16 protein-coding genes, 1 other RNA gene and 1 pseudogene are annotated in these 16922 nt (G+C 48.6%); 11 read left to right on the top strand and 7 right to left on the bottom strand.

Translation table 11 applies throughout. The features are described from left to right. Positions 1 to 43 precede the first annotated feature (43 nt). A complete protein-coding gene (locus tag ASC40_RS08180) occupies positions 44 to 1387 on the bottom strand; it encodes a DegQ family serine endoprotease (protein WP_055439315.1) in 1344 nt (447 codons plus the stop codon). 190 nt (positions 1388 to 1577) lie between these two features. After that, a complete protein-coding gene (locus tag ASC40_RS08175) occupies positions 1578 to 1994 on the bottom strand; it encodes a Z-ring associated ZapG family protein (RefSeq protein WP_055439314.1) in 417 nt (138 codons plus the stop codon). Positions 1995 to 2070: 76 nt separating this feature from the next. Between ASC40_RS08175 and zapE the strand changes: the two genes are divergently transcribed. The 9 genes from zapE (at position 2071) to ASC40_RS08130 (ending at position 9749) form a co-directional block, all read left to right on the top strand. After that, positions 2071 to 3192: a cell division protein ZapE gene (gene zapE, locus ASC40_RS08170; protein ID WP_055439313.1), complete on the top strand. Its 1122-nt coding sequence runs from the start codon at positions 2071 to 2073 to the stop codon at positions 3190 to 3192. Further along, positions 3189 to 4742, top strand: coding sequence for a Na/Pi cotransporter family protein (locus ASC40_RS08165; protein WP_055439312.1), 1554 nt, complete (start codon positions 3189 to 3191; stop codon positions 4740 to 4742). The genes zapE and ASC40_RS08165 overlap by 4 nt, the downstream gene beginning before the upstream one ends. A gap of 267 nt (positions 4743 to 5009) precedes the next feature. Then, positions 5010 to 5438, top strand: coding sequence for a 50S ribosomal protein L13 (rplM, locus tag ASC40_RS08160; protein ID WP_055439311.1), 429 nt, complete (start codon positions 5010 to 5012; stop codon positions 5436 to 5438). Positions 5439 to 5455: 17 nt separating this feature from the next. Beyond that, positions 5456 to 5848 carry a 30S ribosomal protein S9 gene (gene rpsI / locus ASC40_RS08155; protein WP_055439310.1) on the top strand — a complete coding sequence of 131 codons (393 nt, stop codon included), beginning with the start codon at positions 5456 to 5458 and terminating at the stop codon, positions 5846 to 5848. A gap of 205 nt (positions 5849 to 6053) precedes the next feature. Beyond that, complete coding sequence (gene petA / locus ASC40_RS08150) at positions 6054 to 6644, top strand: ubiquinol-cytochrome c reductase iron-sulfur subunit (protein ID WP_055439309.1); 591 nt, start codon at positions 6054 to 6056, stop codon at positions 6642 to 6644. Next, positions 6644 to 7906 carry a cytochrome b gene (locus tag ASC40_RS08145; RefSeq protein WP_055439308.1) on the top strand — a complete coding sequence of 421 codons (1263 nt, stop codon included), beginning with the start codon at positions 6644 to 6646 and terminating at the stop codon, positions 7904 to 7906. Before petA ends, ASC40_RS08145 begins: the two co-directional genes overlap by 1 nt. Further along, on the top strand, positions 7906 to 8652 hold the full coding sequence (locus ASC40_RS08140; RefSeq protein ID WP_055439307.1) for a cytochrome c1: 747 nt from the start codon (positions 7906 to 7908) through the stop codon (positions 8650 to 8652). The genes ASC40_RS08145 and ASC40_RS08140 overlap by 1 nt, the downstream gene beginning before the upstream one ends. A gap of 15 nt (positions 8653 to 8667) precedes the next feature. Further along, a complete protein-coding gene (gene sspA / locus ASC40_RS08135) occupies positions 8668 to 9297 on the top strand; it encodes a stringent starvation protein SspA (RefSeq protein WP_055439306.1) in 630 nt (209 codons plus the stop codon). An 11-nt stretch (positions 9298 to 9308) separates the two neighbouring features. Further along, complete coding sequence (locus ASC40_RS08130; protein WP_055439371.1) at positions 9309 to 9749, top strand: ClpXP protease specificity-enhancing factor; 441 nt, start codon at positions 9309 to 9311, stop codon at positions 9747 to 9749. A 17-nt stretch (positions 9750 to 9766) separates the two neighbouring features. Here ASC40_RS08130 and dolP read toward each other — a convergent pair whose 3' ends face one another. From dolP to ASC40_RS08110, 4 genes are read right to left on the bottom strand one after another with little or no spacing between them, the layout of a single operon-like run. After that, positions 9767 to 10345, bottom strand: a complete 579-nt coding sequence (dolP, locus tag ASC40_RS08125) for a division/outer membrane stress-associated lipid-binding lipoprotein (RefSeq protein ID WP_055439305.1) — start codon at positions 10343 to 10345, stop codon at positions 9767 to 9769. Further along, complete coding sequence (locus ASC40_RS08120; RefSeq protein ID WP_055439304.1) at positions 10342 to 10914, bottom strand: SIS domain-containing protein; 573 nt, start codon at positions 10912 to 10914, stop codon at positions 10342 to 10344. Before ASC40_RS08120 ends, dolP begins: the two co-directional genes overlap by 4 nt. A gap of 9 nt (positions 10915 to 10923) precedes the next feature. After that, positions 10924 to 11274, bottom strand: coding sequence for a YraN family protein (locus tag ASC40_RS08115; RefSeq protein ID WP_055439303.1), 351 nt, complete (start codon positions 11272 to 11274; stop codon positions 10924 to 10926). 38 nt (positions 11275 to 11312) lie between these two features. Beyond that, the gene (locus ASC40_RS08110; protein WP_055439302.1) at positions 11313 to 13163 is read right to left on the bottom strand and encodes a penicillin-binding protein activator; all 1851 of its coding nucleotides are present in this window, start codon (positions 13161 to 13163) and stop codon (positions 11313 to 11315) included. Positions 13164 to 13256: 93 nt separating this feature from the next. On the opposite strand from ASC40_RS08110, the gene rsmI reads away from it, so the two are divergent. Both rsmI and rnpB read left to right on the top strand, forming a co-directional pair. Then, positions 13257 to 14132: a 16S rRNA (cytidine(1402)-2'-O)-methyltransferase gene (gene rsmI / locus ASC40_RS08105; protein ID WP_055439301.1), complete on the top strand. Its 876-nt coding sequence runs from the start codon at positions 13257 to 13259 to the stop codon at positions 14130 to 14132. A 12-nt stretch (positions 14133 to 14144) separates the two neighbouring features. Then, an RNA gene (gene rnpB, locus ASC40_RS08470) (RNase P RNA component class A) lies at positions 14145 to 14502 on the top strand. A 95-nt stretch (positions 14503 to 14597) separates the two neighbouring features. On the opposite strand, the pseudogene ASC40_RS12105 reads toward rnpB, so the two are convergent. Beyond that, positions 14598 to 16409 (bottom strand): annotated as a pseudogene (locus ASC40_RS12105) (putative bifunctional diguanylate cyclase/phosphodiesterase); the annotation flags it as partial. Between the last annotated feature and the right edge of the window lie 513 nt (positions 16410 to 16922).

Below are 16922 nucleotides of genomic sequence, written 5' to 3'. Positions count from 1 at the left end.
CATTTGCTGCCTTCTTCTGATTAGGGGTACCCAGTACCGCTGATTAACCGCGTAACACTAAATACAATTGCGAATTACCGCGGCGAATATTTAACGCAATAACGTCGCCCGCGTTTGACAGTGACTCGCGAAGCTCCGACATGCTGTTAATAGGCGTGCGGTTCACACCAATAATAACGTCGTTTTTACGCAGCCCATAGCGCTCTGCTAGAGAGCCTTCGGCAATTTCTGTCACTTCAAGACCGCCTTTGTCAGTTGGTGCAAGTGTTAGACCATCTAAGGCTGGGTGTAAAGAAGCAGCGGTCACCGCTTGGTCGTCAGCACTAAGCACAACGTCAAAGTTTCGTTCTTTACCATCGCGCAACACGGTGAGTTTCAGTTCCTTACCCGCTCCCAAAGTACTCACCCGAGCACCTAAGTCAGCAAAGGTGCGAATACGTTCACCGTTAACTGCGACAATCACGTCACCCGATTGCAAACCTGCTTTCTCTGCCGCGCCTTCTGGAATAACCTCGGCAATAAATGCACCTTGGTTAGCTTTCAAATCAAGCGCTTTAGCAATTTCGTGAGTTAAGTCGTTACCGCGTACACCTAATACGCCGCGGCGCACTTCACCGAACTCAATTAATTGATGAACGAGGCTTTGCATCATGTCGGCCGGAATGGCAAAACCAATACCGATATTACCGCCATTGGGGCCTAAAATAGCGGTATTAATACCAATGAGCTTACCGTCAAGAGTGACTAAAGCGCCGCCAGAGTTACCGCTGTTAATGGCCGCATCGGTTTGAATAAAGTTTTCAATTTCTTCAATGCCTAAGCCACTGCGGCCTAGCGCACTAACAATACCCGAGGTAACGGTTTGCCCTAAACCGAACGGATTACCAATAGCCACGACAAAGTCGCCAACACGTAATTTCGACGAGTTACCAATTTCAATGGCTGTTAAATCTTTGCCATCTTTAATTTTCAGCAGGGCAACATCTGAACGGTCATCGGTGCCAATCACTGTTGCATCGAATTGTCGACCATCTTTGAGCGTAACCAGAATCTCTGATGCGCCGTCAATCACGTGGTTATTGGTAACGACGTAACCTTCGTCTGCATCAATGATGACGCCAGAGCCAAGCCCCTGAAAAGGACGTTCTTGAACTTGTTCACGCGGACCATTTGGGCCAAAGAAAAAGCGAAACATATCGGGGATGCGTTGACGCACCTCGCGCTTCCCTTTCACGGAAATATTCACAACCGCAGGCGTGACTTCTTCCAGCATGGGCGCAAGCGTAGGTGTTTCGTCTTTATCACCAAAGAAAGGAATACCGGCTGAAACAGGCGCAACAGTCAGTGCACTCGCTAAAGCCAACACCGCTAACAACTTCACTTTCATTCGAGTTAACTCCTGTATGATGGTTATCGTAATTACAGACTAACTCGATATAAATAAGTTCAGCAGTAGAGTGTTTCAAGATGTGAATTTAAAAGCTAAAGCGATATCAGCTATTTGATATTAGATATTAGCGCGATATCGGATAGTGGCGACCTTCTCTAATATCTAATAACTAATATCGCCGTTGCAGCTACTTAAAAAGGCCGGACTTTTTGTCGCTGTAGTCGCGCGGCATATCGCTTGGCGCCCTATCATCTGAACGACGTTTTTCGCCATTCACTTTGTTCGCCATGCGCAGCTCACGCATGGTGTCTTCAGCAAAAAATGGCAAACTAGGTTGTTCTTGCTCGCGCTGTAGCAAATCGGCGCTGTGGTGCAAGTAGGCTTTTAGTTTGTCTTGGGTTTCTTCCAATTGGCCGACCAAAGCTTGGGCAGTTGCTAAGTGCTCAGCAACTTCTTGACGATAATCTGCAAGTTGCTGCTTGGTTTGATTAACTTGTTGCGAAAGCTCGGCTTCCTCGGAATGTTCGGCGAGCCAGTAGCGGGCGACAAAAAAGCCAACAATTGCACCAGCAACAACTAGTAGTACGCCAATAATCCAGCTCATAAATACTCCTTAAAAATGCGTTTCGCATGATAAACTAAACACCAATAGCATAATCTAGAATAGGGTCGAAGTGGTAGTGACAACGAACAAGCTTACCCCAATCTTAAAATATGAGCAGGACCTCGCGTCCGGCAATTTCACGCCTGATGCCGCGCAGCGCAAGGCGGTAGAGGCGTTGCAGCGGCTGTATGACGAACTGGTCTTATTTCATCAGAACAGCGGTGCTACTGGCTTTTTCAGTAAATTAAAAACGCTCTTTGGCAGCGAGTCCAAAGCGCCCCAAGGTATTTATTTTTGGGGTGGTGTCGGGCGCGGTAAAACCTATTTGGTCGATACGTTTTTTGAAACGTTGCCATTTGAGGCAAAAATGCGTGTGCATTTTCACCGATTTATGCACCGGGTACACAACGAACTGAAGGAGTTGAAGGGGCGTAGCGATCCGCTTCCCATTATTGCGGAAAAGCTTGCTGCCGAAGCGCGGGTCATCTGTTTTGATGAGTTTTTTGTGCAAGATATTACCGATGCGATGATTCTCGGCACATTGATGCAAGAGTTATTCAAACGCAACGTGGTGTTAGTAGCGACCTCGAATATTGTGCCCGATGACTTGTACAAAAACGGCTTGCAGCGGCAGCGTTTTCTGCCTGCTATTGCCTTAATTAAGGAAAATTGCGAGGTGATTAACGTCGACAGCGGCATTGACTACCGCTTACGCACCTTAACGCGCGCGAATATTTATCACGCCCCAGCAGACAGCCAAGCTGACGAAAACCTTCAGCGTTATTTCACCGAGCTAGCGCCGGATCACTGCAACCGCGACGAGCAGGGTTATATCACCGTGAATAACCGTAATATTCCGGTGCGTATGGAATGTGATGACGTGGTGTTATTTTCATTCGAAGCTATTTGTGGTGGGCCACGCTCGCAAAACGACTATATCGAAATTGCCCAGTGCTACCACGCCGTGTTGATTAGCGATGTACCGCAAATGGGCGCCAACAATGACGATGCGGCACGGCGCTTTATTGCCCTGGTTGACGAATTTTACGAGCGTCGGGTTAAGCTCATTATGTCGGGCGCAGCGCCGCTCAATGAGCTATATACTGATGGTAAGTTAAATTTTGAATTTAAACGCTGCGTTAGTCGGTTACTTGAAATGCAAAGTCACGAATATTTGGGGTTAGCTCACAAACCATGACCTTAACCAATTGGACACTCGCCCTTGGCGGCCTCGGCTTATTGCTGCTTGGCATGCAAATGCTTACCGACGGGCTGAAAGCTGCCGCGGGTGGCCATTTACAACAGTTTTTAGAGCGCTCCACACAGACACGATTACGCGCCGCGGCATCAGGTTTCGCAGTAACCGCTGTGGTGCAATCATCCAGTGCTGTGGTGGTGGCGCTACTAGGCTTTACCAACGCGGGCATGTTGAAACTACGCCAAGCAGCGTGGGTGGTGTTTGGCAGTAATGTCGGTACTACCATGACCGCATGGATAGTCGCGTTAATTGGCCTCAAAATAAACATCGGCATTTTTGCCTGGCCGTTAATAGGCATTGGCATGTTGCTGCAGCTGTTTCGCAAGCAAAAGCTGTCGGGCCAAATAGGCGTCGCTATTGCCGGCTTCGGTATTTTGTTTGTCGGGCTCGATACCTTGCGCGATGCATTTGAACATGTGGTGACCATGCTGCCGGTGGAGCAGCTACATGTCACCGGCACTGGTGGTATTGCTTTAGCTGTCTTGGCTGGTGTCGTCTTGACCGCCCTGGTGCAGTCATCGTCGGCTGCATTGGCCATTGTATTGACCGCATCGGTTAGTGGTCTGTTCTCGCCATTAGCTGGCGCCGCGGTGGTGGTCGGAGCGAATATTGGCACTACGGTAACGGCAATCATTGCTAGCTTTGGCGCCACCGCACACGCCAAGCGATTAGCCGCAGTGCATGTGCTCATGAACAGCGTAACCGGCGTGACCGCATTAGTTCTGCTAGCGCCTATGTGGTGGGTGGCCCAGTGGTTATCCGGTGGTGAGCAAGTCACCAATATCAGCTCCGGACTGGCGGTATTTCATACCCTGTTTAACGTGCTTGGCATTGCCTTGATGTGGTTGTTTGATGAACGTATTTTCCGTGCTGTAGAGCGTTGGTACAAGTTACCGCCATTACGCACAGGCGCACCACGATTTTTAGATAAAACCGTGTTAGAAATTCCAGCCATGGGCCTGAATGCGGTGCAGCAAGAACAAAGTCGTGTGTTACGCCAATATCAAATTCGCTTACGCACATTGTTGCGCGACTCGCGGTTAGCAGCCGCGAACGAAGAAGACATAGCTACGGGTGAACTGTTACAGCACATCAATGACTATTTGCAAAAACTAAGCAGCAAATCACTGCACGGCAATGAAGCACTGCAACTAGCTGAGCTACACAGCTACCAGTCACGCCTGATCGACCTGCGCGAATTGGTCGAAAAACTACGTGCCGCAACGCCGACGCAAATTGACGCGAGCCTGAATCATGATCTGCGTGCGCAATTACTGGAATTACTCAGTGGCTCAGAAATGAAAGATCGCCCGCAAGCCAATTGGCAGGCTTTGGTGAGCTCCATTCGTGCCACCCGTAACTTATTGCGCAGCACTTGGCTGCAGCAAATAGCGCGCAATGAGCTATCGCCTACCGAAGGAGCGGTGTTGATTCAACTTGCAAGCCACTGGGAACGCTCCGCCGAACTCATCACCGCCTTACAAACCTAAAAGCATAGACGATATTAGATATTGGATATCGGATATTCGAAGAGCATGAGCGATGATGTTTCGTGTTTCTTTCTAATATCCAATATCTAATAGCTAATAACGTCGTTGATCTTTTAAGCGGTTTTCCCTATAATCCGCGCAGCCCACGTTACAGGTACAACTAACCGTCAAAAGTGGCTAGCAAACGTTGCATGACACAGCGGTTGTTGTGGTTCGCGGGGAAGCCCGGAACTACTGTCGTGAACCTTAAGAAAAGAGATAATCTCAATGAGTACATTTGTTGCAAAACCAGAAACAGTACAACGTGACTGGTATGTTATTGACGCCGAAGGTAAAACTTTAGGTCGTTTGGCAACTGAAGTTGCCACCCGTTTGCGCGGTAAGCACAAGCCTGAGTACACACCTCACGTAGACACTGGTGATTACATCATCATTGTTAACGCTGAAAAAGTGACTGTAACTGGCCGCAAAGCGCAAGACAAAATCTACTATTCACACTCTGGCTACCCAGGTGGTATCAAGGAAATCAACTTCGAGAAGTTGATCGCCAAGAAACCAGAAATGGTAATTCAGAAAGCGGTGAAAGGTATGTTGCCTCGTGGTCCACTTGGTCGTGCCATGTTCCGTAAACTGAAAGTGTACGCTGGTGCAGAGCATAACCATGTTGCTCAGCAACCAAAACAACTTGAAATTTAAGACGGAGCATTAAGACTATGGCACAGAATCAATACTACGGTACTGGTCGTCGCAAAAGCTCAACTGCACGCGTTTTCTTGCGTCCAGGTAGCGGCAACATCAGCATCAACAACCGCACTTTAGAAGAATACTTCGGCCGTGAAACCGCTCGCATGGTTGTTCGTCAGCCATTAGAGTTAGTTGAAATGGTAGAAAAATTCGACTTGTACATCACTGTTAAAGGTGGTGGTTCAAGTGGTCAAGCTGGCGCAGTACGTCACGGTATCACCCGTGCACTGATGCAGTACGACGAAGCTCTACGTGGTGACTTACGTCGCGCGGGTTATGTAACTCGTGACGCACGTCAAGTTGAACGTAAGAAAGTCGGCTTGCACAAAGCGCGTAAGCGTCCACAGTTCTCGAAGCGTTAATTCGAAATCTCGAGTACGTCAAAAACCCGGCCTTTGTGCCGGGTTTTTTGTCTTTATCCTTGTAAAAATCAGGGCATTTCTTTATCATCTGAAAGCATTTTTTTATTGCCGCTCACCTAGTACTGTTTGGGTGGGCCTATCGCAGTAGCTAATTACTGACTTCGCGGCGATGTCTCGCGAAGCGTCCAAACTGGAGAGTAAGTGGATGAGCAATGCGCCTGTAGATAAAGGCCGCCGTCGTTTCCTAACTGTCGCGACATCTGTTGTCGGCGCAGCGGGTGCGGTTGGCGTTGCCGTTCCTTTCATTGCGTCGTGGAACCCGAGCGAAAAAGCTAAAAACGCGGGTGCCCCAGTGGAAGTGAACATTGGAAAAGCCGAGCCGGGTCAATTAATTCGAGTTGAGTGGCGTGGTCAACCGGTTTGGGTGGTACGTCGTACCCCTGAAATGTTGGCGTCACTTGAAGCTGTAAACGATCAGCTTCGCGACCCAAATTCTGATGAACCACAGCAGCCTGAGTATGCGAAGAACTTGCACCGTTCACGCAAAGAAGAATACTTTGTGGCGGTTGGTATTTGTACGCACTTAGGGTGTTCACCGCAGTTCCTAGATCAAGGAATGGCTGAATACGTTGAAGGCGCGCAGTCGGGCTTCTTCTGCCCTTGTCACGGTTCAACCTTTGATATCGCCGGTCGGGTATTCCAAGGCGTACCAGCCCCATATAACCTGGTGGTTCCGCCTCATTACTACATCAACGATAACACCATTTTGGTGGGTGAAGATGGGGAGCAAGCCTAATGAATAAGCTCATTGCCTGGTTTGACGAACGTATTCCGATGACCAAAACGTGGAATATCCACTTAGCTCAATATCCAGCTCCAAAAAACTTTAACTTCTGGTACATCTTTGGTGTGCTAGCAACGTTGGTTTTAGTGAACCAAATTCTTACCGGTATTTGGTTGACCATGAACTACGTGCCGTCAGCAGAAGGCGCCTTCGCCTCTGTTGAATTTATTATGCGTGACATTGAGTACGGTTGGTTGCTGCGTTATATGCACTCCACTGGGGCCTCTGCGTTCTTCGTGGTGGTTTATCTGCATATGTTCCGCGGTATGATGTACGGCTCTTACCAGAAGCCTCGCGAATTGCTGTGGGTGTTCGGTATGCTTATCTTCTTGGTGCTTATGGCTGAAGCCTTTATGGGCTACTTGTTGCCATGGGGCCAAATGTCGTACTGGGGCGCACAGGTAATTATCTCGTTGTTTGGCGCCATTCCAGTTTTTGGTGACGACTTAACCCTGTGGATTCGTGGTGACTACGTTATTTCTGGTGCCACACTGAACCGCTTCTTCGCATTGCATGTTATTGCGCTGCCGTTAGTGCTGGTTATCTTGGTGTTCTTGCACATTATTGCACTACATGAAGTGGGCTCGAACAACCCAGAAGGTATTTCAATTAAGAAGCCGAAAGGTTCTGTACCAGAGTCAGAGAAACCGAAGTTTACCTTCCATGAGCGCTTTACCAAGAAGTACGACATTGTTGATGCCTTCCCGTTCTTCCCGTATTACATCGTGAAAGACTTAGTGGGCGTGGCTATCTTCTTGTTCTTCTTCTGCTACGTGATTTTCTTTGCCCCGGCAATGGGCGGCTTGTTCCTTGAGCCACCAAACTTTGAAGCGGCAAACCCGTTGAAAACCCCTGAGCACATTGCGCCAGTGTGGTACTTCACACCGTTCTACGCTATTTTGCGCGCGGTGCCAGATAAGTTGCTTGGCGTTATCTTAATGTTCGGTGCCATTGTGGCATTGTTTGTACTGCCATGGCTTGACCGCGGTAAAGTACGCTCAGTGCGCTACCGTAGCACCTTGCATAAAGTAAACCTGACTGTGTTTGCAATCAGCTTTATTGCACTGGGTTATTTAGGCTTGAAACCAGCGACTGAGGTTTACACCATGTTCGCTCGTATCTTCACCTTCTTGTACTTCGCATTCTTCGTATTGCTATGGTTCTACAGCAAAAACGAAAACACGAAGCCAGTTCCAGAGAGGATTACTAAGTGATGAAACAGCTTATTAAAACAACTCTTTTAGTTGCCGCATCACTGTGGTCAGTTGCTACGTTAGCAGCTGGCCCGACGGTTCCGCTGGACGAAGCCAAAGTTGACTTGCATGACAAAGCGTCATTGCAGCGCGGTGCGCAATTGTTTATGAACTACTGTTTGGGTTGCCACTCAATGCAGTATCAACGTTACAACCGCACATTTAAAGATCTTGAGATTCCTGAAGATCTGGGCATGGAAAACTTGCAGTTTACCGGCGAAAAAGTGGGTGACCTAATCACCAATGCTATGGCGACTGAAGATGCCGGTAACTGGTTTGGTACCGCAGCGCCAGACTTAACGTTGGTGGCTCGCGTACGCGGTGCTGACTGGATTTACACTTACTTGCGTTCATTTTATGTGGACGAGTCACGTCCGTTTGGTGTGAACAACACGGTATTTCCAAACGTTGGTATGCCACATGTGCTGGAAGAGCTTCAGGGCATTCCGCGCAAAACCACAGAGCAACGCATGATTGACGGCGAAATGCAGGACGTTTACGTCGGCATTAAAACCGATGGCAGCGGTATGTTAACTGACGCTGAGTACGATCAAGCCGCACTAGATATTACTAACTTCTTGGTTTACACCGGTGAACCAATGATGCTGCAGCAGCAGCGTATCGGTTGGTATGTGTTCGGTTTCCTTTTAGTCTTTTTAATTTTCGCGGTACTGCTGAAGCGCGAATTCTTTAAGGACGTGAAATAGTTTATGGAGAACACCATGTCGGTTGCGGCAAACAAACGGTCAGTGATGACCTTATATTCGGGCGTAAATGACTTACGCAGCCATCAAGTACGTATCGTCTTGGCAGAAAAAGGCGTTGGCGTTGAGGTTACTTTTGTTGAACCGGATAATCTTCCGGAAGACCTCATGCAGCTAAACCCATATGCCGATGCGTTACCGACCTTGTCGGACCGTGAACTCGTTTTATACAACGCTCACATCATCATGGAATACCTTGATGAACGTTTTCCGCATCCGCCATTGATGCCGGTCTATCCGGTGGCTCGTGGCACAAGCCGCTTGATGATGTACCGTATCGATCGCGATTGGTATGCGCTTGCGGATAAAATTTTGGCTGGTGGAAAAGGTGCCGATGCAGCGCGCCAAGAGTTACGCGAAGGCATCTTGTCACTTGCGCCATTATTTGCCGATGCGCCGTTCTTTATGAGCGAAGAGTTTAGCTTGGTTGACTGCTATTTAGCTCCATTATTGTGGCGCTTGCCACTTTATGGCATCGAACTTGAAGGCGCCGCTGCGAAAGCAGTGAAAGCCTATATGGTTCGTGTATTTGAGCGCGAGTCATTCCAAGAATCACTGACAGACGCTGAGCGAGACTTAGGTCGGTGAGTGAGCAAGCCATGACACCACGCCGTCCGTACCTTGTGCGGGCGGTGTATGAGTGGATTCTTGATAATCAGCTGACGCCACACCTGGTGGTTGATGCTGACTATCCGGGTTGCCAGGTGCCATGGCAATTTGTCCAAGACGGGCAAATTATCTTAAATATCTCTCCAACAGCGGTTACCAATTTTGTCATTGATAACCACAGCATTCAGTTTAACGCTCGTTTTTCGGGTAGCCCACACCGAGTTATCGTGCCAATGGGCGCGGCCATGGCGTTGTATGCGCGTGAAAATGGTGCTGGTTCTATGTTTGACGCAGAGCCGCATTATGACAACCCGCAGCCGGTTGCCTACACCGAAGAATCTGAGCAGCCAGCAAGTACCTCAACAGATTCTGAATCGCAAACAAAAAAGCCGAAGAAATCCTCCGGCTCTCATTTGCGTGTGATCAAATAACACCCAAAGCGTTTAAGTTATTTTGCATCGAACGCATCAATAACACGTGTCACACCATTTATGTTACGTGCAATTTCAATGGCCTGCTGAGCCACATCGCGACTGACTATTCCCATTAACGCAACTTCGCCACCTTCGGTGACAACTTTTATATCAGAAGCTTTAATCACGTCGTCAGCAACGAACTTAGCTTTAATTTTACTTGTTATATAAGTGTCTTTACTAATTTGTCCGAATGAAATAACCGGCGCAACTTTGAGTTCATTGTGTACACGATCCACGCCCTTAGTATTACGCACCACATGGCTCGCTAAATCTCGCAGCGAGCTGTTGCCAACTTGACCTAGTAATAATACCGAACGATTAAATGAAACCACTTGAATACGTGACTCATCAAATCGGTCGTCGGTTTGCAAGGCAGTAATTACACGTACTTCAATGGTTTGATCGTCTAGTTGTGTGCCCACACTGCGGGTATCTGTAGCCGCTGATATGCCGACCGCGGTGGCACCAACTACCAACGCTGTACAGCCTGATAGCGCTAAACTTGAAGCCAAAGCTAGCGCACTAATTGACAACAACCTAGTTTTTTTCACGAGTTACTCTCCTGTGGGAAAATACGATGTTCTGCTACGGCGCACAGCATGTTCGAAATTTGCAATAAATGTTCGCTTGCACGGGCCGTGTTTGTTGTTGGTATGCGAATTTCTACATCATCGGGGCCAAGTAGTCCACTAATGTCGTTATCTGCTTCTTGAGTTATGGCAATAATTAACATTTGGCGGCTTAAGGCTGCTTCCATTGCCGCGCTGACGCGTGGCGCTCGCGTACTCGCGTTAAATACCATGAGTACGTCACTAGCTTGACCCACCGCTTGAATTTGCTGCGCAAACATACGCTCATGCTGCAGTGCACCATAATCGGCATGTAACGAGGTGACAGGAAACGGCGGCCGCTCAAAGCTTAAACCTGTCAGCATAATATGCGCAAAGTGACGCGAGGTGGCATGGGCTAGATTTTCGCCACAGCAATAGACTTTACGCCCATGCAGAAGCGACTCAACGAGCAAGTCTGCAGCGCGTTCTAACGGCTCTTGCAGCAAATCAGCTGCAGCTATCTGGGTTTGAATGCATTCAGCAAATAACGTTTTTATTGGGTCTTGCATAAAGCCTCATTAAAATGCATCTTGTAGCCATTGTGCTTGATCATGATCAATGACAATAGCAACAACATCAAAGCGCATGCGAGTAACATGCTCATTTAAGTCTTGTTGTAAAAGGAATAATTGCGCACAGCGCCTAATTCTCTGACACTGAGCAGGAGTGATCTGTTCCACAACGGTAGCGAAACGCTCGTTGCTGCGACACTTTACCTCAATGAATACCCAACAGTCACCGTCGCGCATAATGAGATCAATTTCGCCCATGTCGCAACTATAGTTGCTCATGATAAATTGTAAGCCGTTTTGCTCCAATATCGCGCGCGCAACTTGCTCGCCGTGGTCGCCCATATCTTTTCGAGACATTCCGTGTCCTTAATTTTTCGGATTGTTTAATAATAGTGCTATCGAGCGACCACCTCATGCTCATCGAAACGTGCCCATTGAAGCTCTCGAATTATGCGTTGTGCTTCAACGTGTAGTTTACCAGTAAGCCCTTCCGCTGAAATACCTGGCATTAGCTGCAACAAAGGTAAACGCTGACTCAGTATTACGGCGTCATGACCGAAGGCAGCTAAGCGCGCATCGTTGTAGCCCCAAGCGCTTCTCAGCTGCAGCATATCTTTAAGCATTTGCTGTTGCGTATGATTCGGCAGTAGCCACGGCGCTTCAGTGAATCGAACGTTGTCGAGATCATTCTCACTCAAGCTGTTCCTTAAAGTGTGACTGCCAGAATTAGCATACACTGGAAGCGCTTTGCGAAAGGCTGAAATGTTTACGTCAATAAAGGGTTTAAGCAGGCGAGTTTGTTCTATGCCACCAACCAAGTACACCGAGTCTAAGTCAGCGCGACTGCGCGCTTCTGCGTCAACAATAATCTTGCCAGCAGCAATTTTAACTTGATAAATGCGCGCATCACTTTGGCTTACCCCTAATTGCTGCTGCACGGCGCTTTTCATTTCATCGGTGGTGCTATAGCTGCCTGATTCTAGCGGCATGTCATCGGCGAATTGTTGTTGCCAAGCTTGCGCAAATACTTCAGCTTGTTGGCGTCCACGCGTTGTATCTGGCGCAAACACAACCGGGTGACGGTGCCCTTGCGCCGCCATGTGCGCGGCGGCTTGACGAATTTCGGTTTCACTGTCTAAGGCAAAATAATGTTGCAATGCGTGCATTGTGTGCAATGTTTGCTCTTGTTCGTTAAGCGTCAACCACGGCATGTCTTCCGGCAGCAATGAGGCATCAACCGCTGCAACATTTGGTTTCAGCAACGGCCCAAGTAACAGGTTAGCTTGATGCTGCTGTAATAGCTCAGGCAAACTGCCAAAATCAAACTGATTTGTGTCGACAAAGGTTGCCTTAACTTGAGGTTGGCGTGCCAAAGCCATAACCATTCCGTCGCGCACGGCTTTCCCTTGAGTCTGGTACTGGCCGGATAAAGGCAATAACACCAAGATGTTGTTACGGGGTGTGGAGGTTAGGTTAATGAGCTGATCAATCACAAATTGACCTGGATGTTCGTTAAATTGCTCCAGCCAACTATTTGCCAAAGTGAGTAAAGCTTCAGGTTGACGATTTATTTCATGCAAGGTGTGCATCAAAGCAGCCCAGCCAGCTACCTCACGAGAGCGTTGCGACGCTGGTGGTAACACCACATCGCTAGGCTGGTCGACATATTTAAGGGTGTTCCAAACCGCTTGTGCAGTTTCACTACTGTTTTCTGTTGGGCGTATGTTCACCAGCTGTAATTGAAAGTGAGCTGCTTGCTGCCAGTGTTGCTGGGCACGAGCTGCTTGCAAGGCCAATTCTAAAGTCTGCTGTGGAAAGTCTGCTGTTAAACGCGGCGTTAACAACGGCTGCAAAAGGCGCTCTACATAGGGCCAACGCGCTTCATGTGCAGCAAAGCGTGCTTCTAGTAGCGCGACTAATTGCTGCTGAGATTCCGTGAGTTGCGAACTCGAAAAATGACGTTGAATTTGCCCCACCACCACAGCACTTTTTTGCCACTGCTCATCGCGTTGCAGGGTAGCCGCCGCTTGTAATAGCGCATCAACTTGCTCTGCGCCTTCCACCGTTTGTGCTACGGCAAGCCATTGATTGGCAGTGCGCTCTTGCTGCTGCAGAGGCACTTCAGTGTACTCTTGACTTGGTTTAGTTGGCATTGATGTTGGTTTTTGCGGTGCACTACTACAAGCACTCAACGCAAGAATAACCATGCATAGCAATAACTTCTTTGGCACAATAGCAACCGTCATTTTTGTTCCATCCAGTTCATACTCTAGGAACATACTATAAACCGTCAGGCAAGGCATCACAACGAAGCTGTCAGGTTCTTACAAGGGGTTAACATGAGTTCTTCGTCTGATTTACACACGTCTGCTGCACAAACTGGTACCTTGTATATTGTGCCGACACCTATTGGTAATTTAGGTGACATGACTGAGCGAGCGTTAAATGTTTTACGGCATTGTCAGGCTATCGCTGCAGAAGATACTCGTCATAGCGGACAACTAATGCAGCATTTGGGCATAAAGCAAGAACTGTTTGCGTTGCATGAACATAACGAGCGGCAGAAAGCTCCACAAGTTATTGAGCGCCTGCAACGAGGTGACAATATCGCCTTAATTAGTGACGCAGGTACGCCGCTGATTAGTGATCCCGGTTATGTTTTGGTTCAGCAATGTCGTGCGGCAGGTATAACAGTTACGGCATTGCCGGGTGCTTGTGCGTTTGTGACGGCACTTTCGGGCGCCGGTCTACCCACCGATCGTTTTTGTTTTGAGGGTTTTTTGCCAGCTAAACCACAACAACGCCGCAAAGCCTTACAAGCATTAGTGAATGAAACACGCACCTTGGTGTTTTATGAGTCACCGCACCGCATCGTTGATACCCTAGCTGATTTAGCCACAGAGTTTGGCGGTGAGCGTACTATGGTCATGGCGCGAGAGTTAACCAAACAGTTTGAAACCTACTTGTCGGGCACTATTGCCGAGGTGCAGCAGCAAGTGTTAGTCGACAGTAACCAACAACGTGGCGAAATGGTACTAATGATTAGCGGAGCCGAAGCGGCGGCCGAGGCCGACGTAAATCCCGCCGCAATGAAAACGTTAAACTTGCTGCGTAAAGAGCTCCCCCTCAAAAAAGCTGCAGCACTGGCTGCTGAAATTCACGGCGCTCGCAAAAACACACTGTATCAACTAGCACTTGCGCAAGATAACCAGTAGAATGCGCGCTCGGGAGTCAGCCAGACAATCGCTGCCTATGCGTGCATAGGGGGAGGAAAGTCCGGGCTCCATAGGGCAGGGTGCCAGATAACGTCTGGGCGGCGTAAGCCGACGACCAGTGCAACAGAGAGCAAACCGCCGATGGCCTGCTTAGGCAGGCACAGGTAAGGGTGAAAGGGTGCGGTAAGAGCGCACCGCGCGGCTGGTAACAGTTCGTGGCACGGTAAACTCCACCCGGAGCAAGGTCAAATAGGGGTTCATTGGCGCGGCCCGCGTTGAACCCGGGTAGACTGCTTGAACGCTAGAGTGATTTAGCGGCTAGACGAATGATTGTCCACGACAGAACCCGGCTTACCGGCTGGCTCCCGAAACTTTATCATCAATACCCGCTTGTTCCATAACGTTGCGGTTAAACTGCTGCGTGAAGCGAATAAACTCGTTCAATGGCATGGCACGGCCGTAATGGAAGCCTTGCTGGAAGTGACACTTCTGTTGCTGCAAGAATTCTACTTGCTGTTCATGTTCCACACCTTCTGCCACAACTTTCATGTTTAGTGTGTGGGCAATGCGTATCAGCACCTCAACCAAGGCTTTTTGTTGGCCCTGATGCGGCACGTTATGCAAGAAGCTACGGTCAATTTTAATCACATCAATTGGGTACGAGCGCAAGTAGTTTAAGCTTGAGTAGCCGGTACCAAAGTCGTCTATCGCTAGGGTAATTCCAGCGTCACGCAGTTTACGTAAGTTGGCAAACTGGCGCTCTTTGTTGCGCATCAGCATCGACTCGGTAATTTCGAACATAAGTCGGTTTGGTGGTACGTCAGCTGCGGCGATAACATTCAACCAATGTGACGCGGCTTGGCGGTCGTTAAATTCACGCGGCGAGCGGTTTAATGCTATCGACAGGTCTAACCCGGCACTGTTCATTTTTTTCCAATCGCGTACCACTTGGCGTAGCACAAAGTCTCCTAAACCAATAATGGCTCCAGTTTTTTCAGCAATCGGAATAAACTCAGCAGGTGAAATAGCCCCCCGCTCTGGGTGGGTCCAACGAATTAACGCTTCACAACGAGTGAGTAGGCCAGTTTCGGTTTCAATAACCGGCTGGTAGTGCACTTCAAACTGTTCAGCTTCAATGCCTTTAATAATTTGATGGTGCAAATTAATGTCGCGCTCTGTACTTTGGCGCAACTGCTCATCAAAAAAGTGCACGCTCATTGCACCCTGTTGCTTGGCGGCATACATGGCTAACTCGGCGTGTTTTAATAGCTGCTGCACTTCTTGACCGTCGTGCGGGAACATAGAAATACCGGTGCTCGCGGTCATATTAATGTGGTTGTGTTCTATATCTAGCGTGTGCAACAAGTCATTCATAATGGCTTTGGCACGAATTTCGGCTTCGCTTGGGTCGTTTAAGTCGCGCAGCACAATGGCAAATTCGTCGCCGCCAATACGTGCAAGCAAATCATCTTCGCGAATACTAGTTCGAATACGTTCAGCAACACGTTGCAATAGAGCATCGCCAACCTCATGACCGAGCACATCGTTAATTTCGCGCAAGTGGTCAAGGTCGAGTACCAACAGTGCAAATTTCTGTTCGTTGCGCAACGCGTGGCGAATATCTGCACCAAGCTGCTCAGAAAAGAAGTTACGGTTCGGCAAGTCGGTTAAGCCATCGTAGCGTGCTTGGTACGCAATGGTTGAAATAGCGCCGCGTAACCTGTGTTGGGTAAATATCAGCATTAAGAATGCGGACAGAATAACCGCGGTTAAACCAATACCAATGGCCCAGTGCAACCAAAAGTCTGCGTTGGTGGCCACCCATTGCCCGTCGCGCGGGTAAGCTGCGAGCTCCCAGCGGCCACGCGGAAATTTTATTTCAGTAATTAAAGCGTCGGGCTTGAATACGTCGTTTTCACCGGCAAATGCGACTGAGTCAGGGTTGATATCGTTAACCGCTTGGCGCAAGGCAAAATTGTAGTTGGGGTGTTGATAGAATTGTACACCTTCAAGCATGTGCACATGATCAATAACTAATGAAGCAACGCCCCATAAGGTTCGGTCATTACGAAATATCGGCATACGTGCCACTAAGGCTTCGCGACCTTGTAATAACTGTAACGGCCCGGTTAATACCACGTCTTTAACCGCTATTGAGCGCAAAATTCCCGCGTACTGGTCGGTGTCTAGGCGGTAATTGAAACCAATCATCGACTGATTGCCTTCAACTGGGTAGACGAACTTAACAATTAAGTCGGGTGCTAATGCCACGTGCATAATGTCGAGGTCAGACGACAGGAACTCGTCCATAATGTGCTGTAAGCGTACGCGGTCAGGGGTATCTTGCCAGAGAATTTCAGGGCGCAGAGCGCGCAAGGCGAGCATGTTGGATTGCAGACGTTGTTCAATTTGGCCGCGCATGGCGCTCATGTGTTCACTAGCGCGACGCTTTTCAACTTCGAGTTGTTGTTGCCGTTCGCTATCCACCACTAAGTACACCGCATACAGCAATGCTGACGCAATAAAAAGAACGACCACTAAGTAGCGCAATAATCGCCAGCGTTCAGACTGCTTACCGAACTTATCTGGAAAACTCACAACATCTATCTGCTTCATTTATATGATTAAGCTTGTTATTAGAATTATATGCTAGATGACATACTCTTCGCATCATCCTTTACATCATCCTTTCCGTCAATAGCTGTCGCATGTCGCAAAGGCATGATTTTTCCTTGACAGATAGAAAGATCGACACCTAGACTGTCACATTGTGGGGATTTGTGGGTAATA

The sequence above is a fragment of the Pseudidiomarina woesei genome (genome assembly GCF_001418345.1).
Taxonomy (GTDB): Bacteria; Pseudomonadota; Gammaproteobacteria; order Enterobacterales; family Alteromonadaceae; genus Pseudidiomarina; species Pseudidiomarina woesei.
The sequence above is the reverse complement of the archived record's forward strand: the minus strand, read 5'-3'. Positions and strand labels throughout refer to the sequence as shown.

Excerpts from the sequence above, each read along its gene's own strand:
- ASC40_RS08165 (WP_055439312.1), top strand. The coding sequence starts at position 3,189 with ATGACCTTAACCAATTGGACACTCGCCCTTGGCGGCCTCGGCTTATTG.
- ASC40_RS08120 (WP_055439304.1), bottom strand. The coding sequence starts at position 10,914 with ATGCAAGACCCAATAAAAACGTTATTTGCTGAATGCATTCAAACCCAG.
- rsmI (WP_055439301.1), top strand. The coding sequence starts at position 13,257 with ATGAGTTCTTCGTCTGATTTACACACGTCTGCTGCACAAACTGGTACC.
- ASC40_RS08175 (WP_055439314.1), bottom strand. The coding sequence starts at position 1,994 with ATGAGCTGGATTATTGGCGTACTACTAGTTGTTGCTGGTGCAATTGTT.
- rpsI (WP_055439310.1), top strand. The coding sequence starts at position 5,456 with ATGGCACAGAATCAATACTACGGTACTGGTCGTCGCAAAAGCTCAACT.
- ASC40_RS08145 (WP_055439308.1), top strand. The coding sequence starts at position 6,644 with ATGAATAAGCTCATTGCCTGGTTTGACGAACGTATTCCGATGACCAAA.
- ASC40_RS08130 (WP_055439371.1), top strand. The coding sequence starts at position 9,309 with ATGACACCACGCCGTCCGTACCTTGTGCGGGCGGTGTATGAGTGGATT.
- petA (WP_055439309.1), top strand. The coding sequence starts at position 6,054 with ATGAGCAATGCGCCTGTAGATAAAGGCCGCCGTCGTTTCCTAACTGTC.
- ASC40_RS08180 (WP_055439315.1), bottom strand. The coding sequence starts at position 1,387 with ATGAAAGTGAAGTTGTTAGCGGTGTTGGCTTTAGCGAGTGCACTGACT.
- sspA (WP_055439306.1), top strand. The coding sequence starts at position 8,668 with ATGTCGGTTGCGGCAAACAAACGGTCAGTGATGACCTTATATTCGGGC.
- ASC40_RS08140 (WP_055439307.1), top strand. The coding sequence starts at position 7,906 with ATGAAACAGCTTATTAAAACAACTCTTTTAGTTGCCGCATCACTGTGG.
- ASC40_RS08110 (WP_055439302.1), bottom strand. The coding sequence starts at position 13,163 with ATGACGGTTGCTATTGTGCCAAAGAAGTTATTGCTATGCATGGTTATT.
- ASC40_RS08115 (WP_055439303.1), bottom strand. The coding sequence starts at position 11,274 with ATGTCTCGAAAAGATATGGGCGACCACGGCGAGCAAGTTGCGCGCGCG.
- rplM (WP_055439311.1), top strand. The coding sequence starts at position 5,010 with ATGAGTACATTTGTTGCAAAACCAGAAACAGTACAACGTGACTGGTAT.